Consider the following 13,783-nt stretch of genomic DNA (forward strand, 5'->3'; position numbering starts at 1 on the left):
AAACCGCTTTAAGCTTGATTGTTTACATTTTCTGTACAAACATATTAGTGGAATAAATTTTTGATATATACTGCAAAAAATTGAAGAATTTAGAAGAGAAAATTCTATAACGATGTCATCCGAGCTACAGCACATAAGTGTCAACTTAAGCAACCTCGATGTTATCCCAGCGTAAGCTGGTATCTAAAAAAAGTAGTTCGAAGTATTGTTGAGCATTTTTAGACCCCTGCTTTCGCAGGGGTGACATAGTGGCTAGTAGAAATGACATCGTTTGTAGGGAATAACATCTCTCATTCCAATTTCGGATTAATTTCATTAATCCGAAATTGAGGTTAATAAGCATTCTAACCCTTGACACCAATGAAATAATAAAAAATATGAATAAACGTAAGTTGGTTTTTGCAAGCGGTGTAGCAAATGCATTTGAGTGGTATGATTACGCACTATTTGGTTACTTTGCTCCTATAATAGGAGCAAAGTTCTTTCCTGGATCAAGTCCTAGCTCGTCTTTATTGCATGCTTTTTTGGTATTTGCTATCGGTTATTTAATGAGACCAATAGGTGGGGTATTTTTTGGGATACTGGGAGATCGTTTTGGTAGAAAAACTGCTTTAAGTACATCTATATTTTGTATGTCTCTGCCAACGGCACTAATTGGCATATTACCAACTTATGACAATATAGGTGTTACCGCAACTATATTAATGATTCTACTTCGGATGCTGCAAGGTTTATCAATGGGCGGAGTACTTACTGGCTCAATTGCATTTGCTATTGAACATACAGGTAAGGTACATCGTGGCTTTACTGGCAGTATACCAATGTCCAGTATTTGTATTGGTCTATTATTTGGATCACTCATTTCGCAGCTTATACAAAGCCTTTTATCAGGACAACAATTTAATGATTGGGGGTGGAGAATACCATTTTTATTAGGAATTTTTATTTTATTTGCTGGACTTTATATAAAAAAATATACCAGTGAAACCCCTAGTTTTCAAAGTATAAAAGAAAATGGTGGGATTTTAAAATCTCCTCTGAAAAAAGTTATCTCTGTATATTGGATTGATATGTTAATATCAATCTTCATCAATTCTACAGGTTCAGTAATATTCTATCTACAAGCTACTTATCTAATGTCATTTTTGAGGATAAATCGTGGTTTTACCGATGACCAAGTTAGCAATTTAGCTAATTATTGTTATATAATCATGGCTATTGTTACTTTATGTTCTGGCTATTTATCTGATGTAATTGGTCGAAAGAAAATTTTTGTGATTAATTTACTGGTAATTATTTTAGTTATTCCTTTTTTGATGAATGTAATTGAAACTGGAGAATTTTATTTTATAATTATATCTCAAATCGTATTATCAATTTTAGCTGCTTGTTATATTGGTCCTGAACCTGCACTGCAAGCTGAATTTTATCCAACCAATATCAGAAATACTGCTTTATCATTGTCTTATAATACAGCAACCAGTATTTTTGGTGGTACAACACCTTTAATACTAGAATATCTTGTACAAAAAACTGGTACTATTACTTCATCTATTTATTATGTAATTGCTTGTGCTATTTCAAGCCTAATAGCTCTTTGTTTTTATAAGGATCGTTCAAGAGGGTAACAACTAATCTAAAAATTTTTCTAGTATTTATAGCAAAATTATCTATAAACTACTTAGTGGCTTGATAAAAATAATATATACTAGCCATATTACAATTTTTGATAAACAATAAACTTTAATTTTATGACAGAAGTGATAGCTAAAGAACAATTAGAACAATATATAAATCAAATAGAAGGGCTTGAACAAGAAAAAGCTGAATTATCTGAAGCAATAAAAGATATATTTGATGCAGCCAGCTCTAGTGGCTTTGATACCAAGGTCATGAAGTCGGTGTTAAAACTAAAAAAACTTGATAGAAATAAGCTAGCTGAACAAGATGCGATCTTAGAATTGTATAGACAAGCTCTCGGTATATAAATTAAAGAATTCAATAATGCAATTATATCCATTAAGGCTTTTACCTGATAAAATCAACTTTGATTTTATCAGATTTAAAAAAGTAAGTTATACGATATCCATTATTTTATCTCTTGTAAGTATTATTTGGATAGGGATTTACAAATTTAATTTTGGTATTGATTTTGCTGGTGGGATTGTTATAGAAGTGCGGCTTGATCAAGACCCTGATTTAACCAAAATGCGTGAAGTGCTTAATAACCTTAAGATTGGTGAAGTAGTATTGCAAAATTTTGGTAATCAGCATGATTTGTCAATACGAGTTGGCAGCAATAGTGAAGATACTTTAATGCAAAATATTGAGCTTATCAAATCAACTTTAAAAAACCAATTTCCTTATAAATTTGAGTATCGTAAAGTAGATTTTGTCGGTCCACAAGTTGGTACTCAATTGATAAAATCAGGAATAACAGCACTAATTCTTTCATTTCTTGCCATAATGGTTTACACTTGGGTTAGATTTGAGTGGTATTTTGGGCTTGGTATACTTGTAGCTTTGTTACATGACGCCATACTAAGCTTAGGTTTTATGAGTGTAATGAGGCTAGACTTCAATTTAAGCTCCATAGCTGCTATTCTTACCATAATAGGTTATTCTGTGAATGATTCAGTAGTTATCTATGATAGAATCAGAGAAAATTTACGCAAATCACATAAGAAAGTAATGCCACAAATTATTAATCTGAGTATTAATGAAACTCTGTCTAGGACTATTCTAACAGTTGTTACAACCTTACTCGCAAACCTAGCTTTGGTAATATTTGGTGGGGAAGCTATTTATAGTTTTAGTGTATTAGTGTTTTTTGGTATAATAGTTGGTACATATTCATCTATTTTTATATCTGCTCCTATATTGACCTACTTCAAAAACTTGAAGAATTGATAAATCAAGTTTCTAGATAAAATTTTTGGATAAAAGCTGAGTGGCAAAATTGAAGTAGAGGTCTTCAATTCTGCTACAAAATAATAATAAATATTAAAAAAAATTAGTTTAAAAAATGTTTATTAAAAATTTTGATAGTAAAGGTTTTCTATATCAATGTACTGATTTAGAAAAACTAACAGAGCTAATGAAAAACAGTAAAATATCTGCTTATATTGGTTTTGATTGTACAGCACAATCTTTACATGTAGGTAGTCTGATGCAAATTATGATACTGCGTTTATTGCAACAATATGGTCATAAACCAATAGTACTCCTAGGAGGGGCAACTAGTAAAATTGGTGATCCTACTGGTAAAGATGAGGCAAGGAAATCTTTAACAAAAGAAGAAATTGCCCAAAATGCTGAAGGTATAAAAAAATCATTATCAAAATTTATTAAATTTGGTACTGGGAAAAATGATGCAATATTAGTTGATAATTCAAATTGGCTAGAATCGTTAAATTACTTAGATTTTCTTCGCAATTTTGGTAGTTTTTTTTCTGTGAATCGTATGTTATCTATGGACTCTGTAAAATTACGTTTAGAGAGAGAGCAACATATGAGTTTCTTAGAATTTAATTATATGTTGCTACAAGCCTACGATTTTTATCATTTAAATAAACTATATGGTTGTTCCTTACAAATAGGTGGTAGTGACCAGTGGGGTAATATAGTAATGGGCGTTGATTTTACAAGGAAACTAACAGGTAATGAAGTCTTTGGTATGACTACGCCCTTACTAACAACTGCTTCTGGCAACAAAATGGGCAAGTCTGTTGGTGGAGCTGTGTGGCTAAATGAGGATATGTTAAGCCCGTACGATTATTATCAATATTGGCGGAATTGTGAAGATCAAGATGTGGTCAAGTTCGCAAAATTATATAGTGAGTTAGGAGAAGATGCCATGCAAGAGTTTATCTTACTTAGTGCATCTGATATTAATAGTGCCAAAAAGCAATTAGCCTTTAATTTAACTAAACTTTGTCATGGTAAAGAGGCAGCTATGACAGCTTTAGAAACAGCTACCAAGCTTTTTGAACAAAGAGAAATTGATTGCAATTTACCAACTATTTATCTAGAACAGGGGAGGTTAGCTCTAGGTATTCCAGCATATGAATTACTTTATGAAGCAGGTCTTGCTAAATCAAAATCCGAAGGACGTCGGTTGATTAGAGGGGCTGGAGCAAAAATCAATAATCAATTAATCCAAGACGAAAACACGGTTATTGACTTGACCTTTATGCAGGACAACCAAGTTATTAAGATCTCCGTAGGTAAGAAAAAATATGTGTTGATCAGGTTGACATAATAGTGAACGAAAAAATATATCTCTTTGGCAAACTCGTTTATGTGCAAGGATTTAAAGAAGCCACGAAACCTTGACCCACAGCGGACGATGATGTACGTAAGGAGCAGAGTACCAAGAGTACGAATAAATTACCAGCAGAAGTAGAGTTTGCCAAAGAGATATATTATTATACCATTTCCCAAAACTAAATTGCTACTCGGAGTACGAGTGTCGGCTACCTTCGCGTACAACTAGTCACACTACTGGACAAAAAGGTTAGGTTGGTTGCACAAAGTGTAACTTAAACAATTTTATGATTAAGGAATCAAAAAATTGCTTAGAACGACTATAAGCTTGTTTAATTGATCTTATACCTAACTGTAGTACAGAATAACTCCTACATCCTAGCGTTTTCTTCATTTTTATCGGTTGCTCTTGCTCTCCAATTGCTCCTATTTTTCTTGCCATTGCATATGCTATAAATAAACATTTTATAAAATTCTCTAATCGCACTTTACTCTTTATATGCGTATCTTCCATTCTAAAACCATTACTTTTGCACCCTTTAAAGGCTGCCTCGATATCCCATCTCTTCCGATATATTTCATATCCGTTTGACATGTTCTTACTATACACTATCGATAGATATTTTCCGCTTGCTAATTTGATATGATCAAATTTCACTGGGACAGAATAAAACCTTGTAGAAAAATTTCTTATCTTTATTTCTTTCATGCTATCGATCCTAATCCATTGACCTTGTTTATTAACTATTCTATTTGTCCTTCTCACCCTTAATGCATAATTAATATTTTTATTGTGAAGATAGGTAATTAATTTCTCATTATCAAATTCCCTATCTCCTAATATTCCCTCTATCTTTTCCTTACCAAATTCCTCTATAAATTTCGATATTACTGCAATTTGATCGTCTGCCGTACATGCTCCTTTATAAGGAATTATTTTATATATTAATGGCATAGCAATTTTATTATATGATACCGACAATACTAATATATTTCTTATGTAAATTGTAATCAGGTTTTGCTTCATGGGTTCTCCGAAAACTCCTAACGATTAGATTTACAGATTCATAACTACCCTGATAACCTGATATCTTCAACTGTTCGTATAGCTTCTTACCAGTCATCCTACGTCTGACTGGTTCTTTGATATTCTCTGCTAATAGTTGATTTAACATCGCAAGATATTCACCCAAAACTGGCTTAGCTTTAGTATATTTGGCTAATTCAAATTTGGTTACATCACTGCGTATAACTTTCTTAACGGTATTTTTTGATATATTAAGCTCTTTGGCAATTGCTTTAATTGCTTTGCCATCAACATGATACATTTTGCGTATTTTTGCAATTGATTCCACGATAAACACTCCCTAAAAACTCCTTAAAAAAACCTGAGTTGCCAATTAATTTATAAGAGCAGAGCTAGGTTTTATGAACATTTGAAGTTAATTTGTAACATTAAAACACTTAATAAAAACTATATTTTTTAGAAATATGTTTGTATTAAAAATGTTTTAGTATCGAGCCTCACATGAAACCAGCGTTAAATATAGCTTTTGCCAGTATAATTAATTGGCAACTCGGGTTAAATAGTAAACCCATTTAGGAGTAAAGTCCATATTTATTGATCAATCTTAATTTCTCTAATCTTTTATATCTTCCATTCTTGCAACTATACTCAAATGATTTGAAGAATTGGATTTGAAAATGAATGGTGAGAAGGCGTAGCGTACATATAGTATAGTTACGCATGCGAATCCATGATATTTTCAAAAAACAATTCGTAGGAGCAGAAGAGTATATCTGAATAATATAGCTGAACAAGAGCACCGCTTTATCAAGAAACGAGCTAAGTCAATGCTTGGTTTAAAATTTTTCGTTCTGCTGTGGTTACTATCACTGATATAGAAAATATTCGTATGATTCAAAAAAGACAAATTACTGGAGCTAATAATAACCTCAGCATCCGTAATGGAAGTCAATAAGAAAATAATAACTTAACATAAATTTTCATTGCAAGAAGAATTATTTTTTACAATAGAATGCATAAAAGCTAGTAATTTACGCATAACAGCAACAAGTTCAGATTTTAGAATGTTATTGACATCGTAGAAAATAATACTTGCAATCCAAATTTAAGTTAGTATAATCCTGGTCGGAAGCAAAATAACCGTTGCAAACGGTTATTTATTTTTTAAATAAAATCTATAAGGTTGTCTATGGCAAATAATTAGTTAATTAATAAGATTTTTATAAGAACAACGTAATAAATTTATGAAACAGGCGTGATTTATGACTAAAACAACATTGAAAGATATCCAAAATAGTGAAGTTTCTTTAAGTAAAACAATCCCTCAATATCCTAATGAAGTGAAGAAAGCAGCTATTATGTATGGAAACAAAGCTGCTAACTTAATGTATTTAAAAGGGAAATTACTTCCAGAATTCTTAATACAAGCTGATAATAATGACAGTTTTGGTATAAAAATTCAAATACCAGAATTTCTGAAATTTTCACATGATACAATATTTAATTATTTGAAATCTCATAACGTAGATATTGAACAAAACTGGTTAAAGTTTGTTGAATTTTTTAACAAACAGCCTAACAAGGAGACTATAGACGATAACGCTAAACAAACTCTACAGGATATTAAGGACAGTATTAAACAATGTTTCTCTGAAAACACTATAAATTTGGATGGATTAAATAGTTTTATATCAGATTTAGGACCAAACTCTTATGTAATGTTCAGAAGTACAGGGCACGAAGATTCAGAGGAATTTGCAAACCCAGGTGGAAACATAAGCTCTATATCTAGCTCTGTTTTTAGTGAAATAAATCAACCTATTGTTGATGTAATAGCAGGTTATTTTGATGAAAAATCTCTATCACAGCGGTTAAAAGCTGGTGATGATATTACAAAATTGCCATTTGTACCTTTATTAGCCCAATTGATGATTCATGAAGAAGATGAATCTATTGTTGTTTCGGGAGTAGCGTATAGTGGTCGTGGTACTACTACGATTAATGCAGCTTTTGGTCATGGAGAATATGTTGTAAATAGCAAAGGTCCTTCACACAGTTTTTATATTACTGAAAACAATATGGTCTATCCAACAAAGAGTCCTCAAGATTATCGATTACAAGCTAAAATTAACAATGGAAAACTGTCTTTAGACACAATAATTAATACTAATAAACCCGAGTTGCCAATTAATTATACTGGCAAAAGCTATATTTAACGCTGGTTTCATGTGAGGCTCGATACTAAAACATTTTTAATACAAACATATTTCTAAAAAATATAGTTTTTATTAAGTGTTTTAATGTTACAAATTAACTTCAAATGTTCATAAAACCTAGCTCTGCTCTTATAAATTAATTGGCAACTCGGGTTAATAATACAAAATATGCTGATAGTTTACCTGAGCCAGTTTCATTATATTTGCACCAATTTGTACAGTTTGTCAAAGAAGAATATAGTGGTATGGAAGTGGATGTAGAATTTGTTTATGATCCTAAAGATAACAAAATATCTATAGTGCAAGTACGATCAAAACCTGATGGAGATCGCACCCTACAACAGCCCTCAGCATTAAGTCCAGAATCTCTAATAAAAATTGCTGAAGAGGGTGGTAAAGTACTAAAGGGTAGCACAATCACACAGGATATCAATAATAGTCAATTAATTAAAGAAGTTGAAGAAATTTTAGTTTTCAACAATATAAATGAGGCTTTAGATGCATATCTTTCTTCAGCTAATGAGGTTAAGGCTGTTATTATACAAAATGACGCTTCACCTAATTCTCATGAAGCAGGAGAATTTGCTTTCAAGGGAATACCAGTAATTAGAATTAAGGATCTCACTAAGGTTAAGGAGCTAGTACAAGAGTTGAATGCAGGGAAGCAACTAGTTATAGATCCACAGCATAAATCTATTATTCAATTACCAACAACATATAAAGAATTGACATACCAACAACTACAAGATGACGGGATTATAGTACCTGGTATCTTTTCTTCTACTTTATCACCTCATGTAAGCCCATATTCGCATAAGTTTAAGCATGTTGACACTACTAATGATGATGTTATTAACACTGATAATGATAAACTAGGTGATCTAGTGGTAATGTCAAACAGCTCCGATGAGAGCCTTGCACAACAAGCTTCAACTAACTTATTTCAATTATTGAAGACATTAATTTTTAAAAATAACACTACAAAAAGTGCTGGTACATACGCAGAAATTCTTGAAAAGCTAGACTGTTTAAGTAATCCAACATCAGCAAATATTAACGAGGTTCAAGAAATATTTAATAGTGCTTATAAATTAAAGAACAAAGGATTGATATCCCAAAAACTGTTTATACAAATAGCATTATCCAGTGCTGAATTAATTATGTCTATTAATACATATAATAGCACCAAGAATGCAAAAACATCAAATATAGAACAACAAGATATTATAACAAACTATTTAAATATTCATCAAAAATTCCAAGGGCTAATTATCACAACATTAGGTGATAATGATGTATTATCTAGTTCTTTGCTACAAGACTTAACCACAACTCACCATCAACGAGAAACTGCAAAAATTCTAGAAAGTGCAGGATTAAATTTATCTACTAATCAAAAAGCTTATTTTAACGAAGTAACTAAATTAGCAAAATTTTTTATAACCGATAATGATAAGAAAAATTGGCTAAAATTTTGTATAGACTTGGCTAAAGATAAAGAAATTTTTTTATAAGCTCTTGGAACACTGGTAAAAGAAATAACAATCCTAGATATTCCTGGAGCATGGTGTAATACTGAATTTGTTGATAGTTATAAGGTAGAGACAAATTCTAGAAAGCTTTTAAAAAATCTAGGGTCAAAGTTAGCTCATATTGTTGAAAACAATACTAACAGTATAGAAAAAATTAATAGTTTGATCCAAGAAATGAAAGAAAAAGTCGTTGATTTCCGCGATCCAAGTAAATTTGAAGCTCTATATAAACACTTTGAGTCTACAACAGAAGAGATTGAAGAGCTATTAGGATATAAGGATTCTCAGGATTCTATAATGAATCTTATACTTGCAAAACAAATGAATGATTTTGTGAATGTTTTAGACCTGAGCATAAAATCTATGTCAACATCCTCAATATATCAGGACAAGAAGCAACAAGCATCTAATTTTAAGCAAATGCTACATGACATGTTTGAGGTGGCAAAAACTTACAAATTGATCGTCAATACTAATTCAGATGATTTGAAATTGATTATGATGCATATAAGAAAAATGTTGCAAGGTTCAAAAGAATTCAACTCATCAGATCTCTCTCCCTCAAAGGAATTTAATGTTAATATAGCTATGAGTACCAACGGAAAAATGCTAAAAGAAATGCTAAACTCTTGTAAGACCTTAGCAGATTGTTTTACCTTACTTCATCAACTATTAATAGACTTAAGCAGTAAAGCAACAAAATGGCATGATAATATAGATCCTCCAAATCTACTGAAACATATACGTGAAGAACTATTGTCTATAAGTTACTTTGGCTATACTACTAAATTATCTAGTTCTTATATAGCTAAAGAAAAATATACAAATAATTACAATATTGTCTTAGATAATCATTCTGCCTCAGTATCAGTGGTATACAATATCGATACTAAAGCTACTACATTAAAATTTACTATAACAGGGATGAATGCTTACCATCAACGTTGGGATGAAATAGCATTGTTTAGTGCATTCAGTCTAGATGTACTTTCAAAAATACAAAACTTACGCTATGTAAGGTTCTAAATAGCGTAAAGAGGGTGAACGTAACTGCTGTTGCATATAATGATCTAAAAGCCCTAACTTTATTTGATAAACCGTCTTACCTATTTTGTGTGCAGTTCTTTTTAGAAAAGCCCACACTAAAAATGCACAACTAATGTGATTACGCTGGATGCGTTGTTTTCTGCATTGGCATCGTTCTATACCGGTAAGTTGCTTGATTTCTCTATGCATGCTCTCAATTACCCAACGAAAGCCACACTCATCTTGTACGGCTTTAGAAGATTTTTGAGTTTTGTTATTGGTAACAATATAATCAACTCTGTTGGTAGAAACAGTAAGTTTAAACAAATTAACATGCTTATCTTTTGCAAAGCCCTTTATATGAATCTCCACTCCGCTCTTAATTTCCTCATCTGAAAACGTTAACTTGCTAACAGCTTTATAAGGCTTAGAAGAGGAAGTTTTAGTAACGTTTCTATTTGCTTTAATAGGAGCATAATAATATTTACCCAAGGAATCAACATGTTGCATAATTTTATGCGTAGCATACCATGTGTCAAAAAGCACAGTTTGAAAAGGAATCTTTTTGCTATACACAGCATTATTTAACATATTTAATAGGTGTTCTACTTTTGTCGCTCCATCATGTTCGGGCGAAAAAATTCGGTAATCTATTACCCAAAACTTATTAATATCCGGATTATAATATACCAAACTTACTACTCCTATACCAGTAGTAATACCACCTGTAGCCCCACTGTACTGTGATCTAGCAATTTCTATTTTCTTGGTATTTCTTTTATTTAACACCGTATCATCAAATATTGTATATCCGTTAGGCGATAAAATAACATCATCCTTAATATGTTCCCATAACAAAGAAGGTGTATATTTTTCATTTTTTAAAAATCTATTAATAACATCATGGCTACATTTTTTGGCATGTTCAGCATAGTAGGTCAAACTATAATTCTTTTGACTCACTATTAGAAATTGACAGTAATCTATCCTATTAACTGGTATTGCTTGCAATTTTATCCTCTTGGCATTTGTAAATTATACTCAACATAATGTACCATTTTTTTTCTCATAGCGTAAGTTTTGTCTATTGACCACCTTAAATTAGTGACTTTAACCATTTGTACTAGTTCTAAAGCTCCAGAAGCTGTTTTTGCTATGGTAGCATTTTCATCAGGTGCATTATCTAGAGGTAATATTATGGTCGTGATGTCAAAAGAAGCTGCACTACGAATAATAGCACCAATATTTTGTGGATCGGTTATTTGATCCAAAATAGCAACTTTACAATTAGGAATAGTTATGTCAATATCTTCAATACGATTAGAGAAGATACTTTTAACGTTAGCGGCTATTCCCTGATGATTATGATTTGAACCAAAAAGACGGGTTAAGTAATCTATGTTGGTAATCTCATACGGGTGGTTAGAGATTAAATTTTTGTGCAAATTGAAAATATCTTCTGTACATAAAGCATTTTGAATATAACGTTTTGGGTTGCTTAATGTTGCAAATACTGGATGTTTGCCGTATATATAGTGCAAATCTTTAGAAATTTTAGCTTTATTTCTCATCTTATTAGAACCTAGAGTAATTTATTCTTGACACAAACTACTATTTATTATAGAAAGTTACAACTGATAAACGTTCTGAAGTAATATAAGTTTAATATTAGCTTATTTAGGTTCTGTGAACGTTTCTATGTAATGAGTAGATTTATAGGCATTTTCGTTCTCGAATCCTCACGTACATTTAGTACGCTACGGTTCTGCGAGCGAAAATGCCTATAAATCTACTCATTACATAGAAACGTTCACAGAACCTAGGATAGTTCAAGAGAAAAGGGTCGGGATCATTTGAGTTTCAGCTTTATAACAAAAAAGATGTCCTTTCCGCGTAGGCGAGTCCATGATACCTAACAGCCATTTAGGTTGTTTTTTGGATTGCTGCCGCGGGAAGGATATCGAGACTTCTTAAATTGATACCCATGCGATGCACAGGAATAATAATGATGTATTAAAGGGTTGTATCCTTATTTATAAAGGCTTGTAGCCCGAAGTTCAAATGTCCTTGGAAAAGAGCAGAGAAGATTTGTTGGTACTTATACTAAGTTATATATATGCTTTACGTTTAATTAGACCATTTAATACTTGCGTAAATTCTTTGGAGGAATGGTCGAGTGGTCAATGGCAGCAGACTGTAAATCTGCCCGCGTGAGCGTACGAAGGTTCGAATCCTTCTTCCTCCACCACAAGTTGGTTAGGTAGATACGCGGGTGTAGCTCAATGGTAGAGCTCCAGCCTTCCAAGCTGGCCACGTGGGTTCGATTCCCATCACCCGCTCCAAGAGTATTGGTGATAATTGGAAATTGGATAAATTTGTATTTTTATGTTAAATTGTATTAAATCTTAAATTGTGGAGAATGAATTATGGCAAAGGTAAAATTTGAAAGGGATCTACCCCATTGTAATATAGGTACTATAGGACACGTAGATCATGGTAAGACTTCTTTAACAGCTGCAATAACTTTAGTGTTATCAAAAGAAGGTGGAGCACAGGCTACTAATTATGATGACATTGATAAAGCTCCTGAAGAGAGGGAAAGGGGTATAACTATTGCTACTGCTCACGTTGAATATAGAACTAAAAAAAGGCATTATGCTCACATTGATTGTCCTGGTCACGCAGATTATATAAAGAATATGATAAGTGGTGCAGCTCAAATGGATGCTGCTATATTGGTAGTATCTGCTGCTGATGGTCCAATGCCCCAAACAAGGGAACATATATTGCTTGCTAAGCAAGTTGGCGTACCTGCAATAGTTGTATTTTTGAATAAAGTTGATATGGTTGATGATCCAGAATTGCTTGACTTAGTAGAAATGGAAGTCAGAGAACTTTTATCAATGTATGATTTTCCTGGAGATGATATACCAGTTATCAGAGGTTCAGCTTTACAGGCTCTAGAAGGAAAACCTGAAGGTGAAGCTGCGATTAAAGAGTTGATGAATGCTATTGATGAATATATACCTCAACCTGAGAGAGATACAGATAAACCTTTCTTAATGTCGATAGAAGATGTATTTTCTATTTCTGGAAGAGGTACGGTTGTTACTGGTAGAATCGAAAAAGGTATAGTAAAAGTTGGTGAAGAGGTAGAGATTGTCGGTATAAGAGATACTCAAAAAACTACTTGTACTGGTGTGGAAATGTTTAAGAAGCTATTAGATCAAGGTGAAGCCGGTGATAATGTTGGTATATTACTGCGTGGAACTAAAAGGGAAGATGTATGCAGAGGTCAAGTGTTAGCTAAGCCTGGAAGTATAACTCCGCATACTGAGTTTGAAGCTGAAGTTTATGTACTTACCACGAAAGAAGGTGGTCGTCATACAGCATTTACAGATAAATATCGACCACAGTTTTATTTTAGAACGACTGACGTAACTGGAGAAATCACTTTGAAAGATGGTAAAACAATGGTGATGCCTGGTGATAATGCGAATCTGAAAATTGCATTGATCGCTCCGATAGCTATGGAAGAGGGAGTACGTTTTGCTATACGTGAAGGTGGTAGGACAGTAGGAGCTGGTGTAGTATCAAAGATTATAAAATAATAAGAAATAGTCGAAAAAGTTCAGGATGACTATTTTTTTAGGGTTAGGCAAAATATGTTTAATTAGAGTAAGTCTATTAAAGAATGTGCTTTGACTGGTCTAGCT

At 32.5% G+C, this 13,783-nt stretch carries 11 protein-coding genes, 2 tRNA genes and 2 pseudogenes; 11 read left to right on the forward strand and 4 right to left on the reverse strand.

All coding sequences use genetic code 11. The features are described from left to right. Positions 1–377 precede the first annotated feature (377 nt). From AAGD19_RS02275 to tyrS, 4 genes are all read left to right on the forward strand, one after another. Positions 378–1,628 carry an MFS transporter gene (locus tag AAGD19_RS02275; protein WP_341748161.1) on the forward strand — a complete coding sequence of 417 codons (1,251 nt, stop codon included), beginning with the start codon at positions 378–380 and terminating at the stop codon, positions 1,626–1,628. Positions 1,629–1,751: 123 nt separating this feature from the next. After that, complete coding sequence (locus AAGD19_RS02280; RefSeq protein ID WP_341748162.1) at positions 1,752–1,988, forward strand: DUF2312 domain-containing protein; 237 nt, start codon at positions 1,752–1,754, stop codon at positions 1,986–1,988. Between the two features lie 16 nt (positions 1,989–2,004). Next, positions 2,005–2,910: a protein translocase subunit SecF gene (gene secF / locus AAGD19_RS02285; protein WP_341748163.1), complete on the forward strand. Its 906-nt coding sequence runs from the start codon at positions 2,005–2,007 to the stop codon at positions 2,908–2,910. A 115-nt stretch (positions 2,911–3,025) separates the two neighbouring features. Then, positions 3,026–4,261, forward strand: coding sequence for a tyrosine--tRNA ligase (gene tyrS, locus AAGD19_RS02290; RefSeq protein WP_341748164.1), 1,236 nt, complete (start codon positions 3,026–3,028; stop codon positions 4,259–4,261). Positions 4,262–4,516: 255 nt separating this feature from the next. Here the strand turns inward: tyrS and AAGD19_RS02295 are convergent, their stop codons facing one another. Then, positions 4,517–5,248: a transposase gene (locus AAGD19_RS02295; protein WP_341748165.1), complete on the reverse strand. Its 732-nt coding sequence runs from the start codon at positions 5,246–5,248 to the stop codon at positions 4,517–4,519. Beyond that, the gene (locus AAGD19_RS02300) at positions 5,232–5,621 is read right to left on the reverse strand and encodes a helix-turn-helix domain-containing protein (RefSeq protein ID WP_341748166.1); all 390 of its coding nucleotides are present in this window, start codon (positions 5,619–5,621) and stop codon (positions 5,232–5,234) included. The genes AAGD19_RS02295 and AAGD19_RS02300 overlap by 17 nt, the downstream gene beginning before the upstream one ends. 442 nt (positions 5,622–6,063) lie before the next feature. Here AAGD19_RS02300 and AAGD19_RS02305 point away from each other — a divergent pair. From AAGD19_RS02305 to AAGD19_RS02320, 4 genes and pseudogenes are all read left to right on the forward strand, one after another. Next, positions 6,064–6,248, forward strand: a pseudogene (locus AAGD19_RS02305) (DDE-type integrase/transposase/recombinase); the annotation flags it as partial. A gap of 307 nt (positions 6,249–6,555) precedes the next feature. Further along, positions 6,556–7,509, forward strand: coding sequence for a hypothetical protein (locus tag AAGD19_RS02310; protein WP_341748167.1), 954 nt, complete (start codon positions 6,556–6,558; stop codon positions 7,507–7,509). Positions 7,510–7,649: 140 nt separating this feature from the next. Next, on the forward strand, positions 7,650–9,023 hold the full coding sequence (locus AAGD19_RS02315) for a hypothetical protein (RefSeq protein ID WP_341748168.1): 1,374 nt from the start codon (positions 7,650–7,652) through the stop codon (positions 9,021–9,023). Between the two features lie 192 nt (positions 9,024–9,215). Then, the gene (locus AAGD19_RS02320; protein ID WP_341748169.1) at positions 9,216–10,067 is read left to right on the forward strand and encodes a hypothetical protein; all 852 of its coding nucleotides are present in this window, start codon (positions 9,216–9,218) and stop codon (positions 10,065–10,067) included. On the opposite strand, the gene AAGD19_RS02325 is transcribed toward AAGD19_RS02320, so the two are convergent. Both AAGD19_RS02325 and AAGD19_RS02330 read right to left on the reverse strand, forming a co-directional pair. Further along, positions 10,047–11,030, reverse strand: coding sequence for a transposase (locus AAGD19_RS02325; protein WP_341747233.1), 984 nt, complete (start codon positions 11,028–11,030; stop codon positions 10,047–10,049). The two genes, AAGD19_RS02320 and AAGD19_RS02325, sit on opposite strands and share 21 nt — an antisense overlap. A 131-nt stretch (positions 11,031–11,161) precedes the next feature. Then, positions 11,162–11,638, reverse strand: a pseudogene (locus tag AAGD19_RS02330) (TrmH family RNA methyltransferase); the annotation flags it as partial. A 591-nt stretch (positions 11,639–12,229) separates the two neighbouring features. On the opposite strand from AAGD19_RS02330, the gene AAGD19_RS02335 reads away from it, so the two are divergent. The 3 genes from AAGD19_RS02335 (at position 12,230) to tuf (ending at position 13,678) form a co-directional block, all read left to right on the forward strand. Continuing rightward, positions 12,230–12,315 (forward strand) — tRNA-Tyr (locus AAGD19_RS02335). 20 nt (positions 12,316–12,335) lie between these two features. After that, positions 12,336–12,409 (forward strand) — tRNA-Gly (locus AAGD19_RS02340). An 84-nt stretch (positions 12,410–12,493) separates the two neighbouring features. Further along, the gene (gene tuf, locus AAGD19_RS02345) at positions 12,494–13,678 is read left to right on the forward strand and encodes an elongation factor Tu (RefSeq protein WP_341748170.1); all 1,185 of its coding nucleotides are present in this window, start codon (positions 12,494–12,496) and stop codon (positions 13,676–13,678) included. Positions 13,679–13,783: the final 105 nt, after the last annotated feature.

The sequence above is a fragment of the Candidatus Tisiphia endosymbiont of Dascillus cervinus genome, assembly GCF_964026405.1.
GTDB lineage: Bacteria > Pseudomonadota > Alphaproteobacteria > Rickettsiales > Rickettsiaceae > Tisiphia.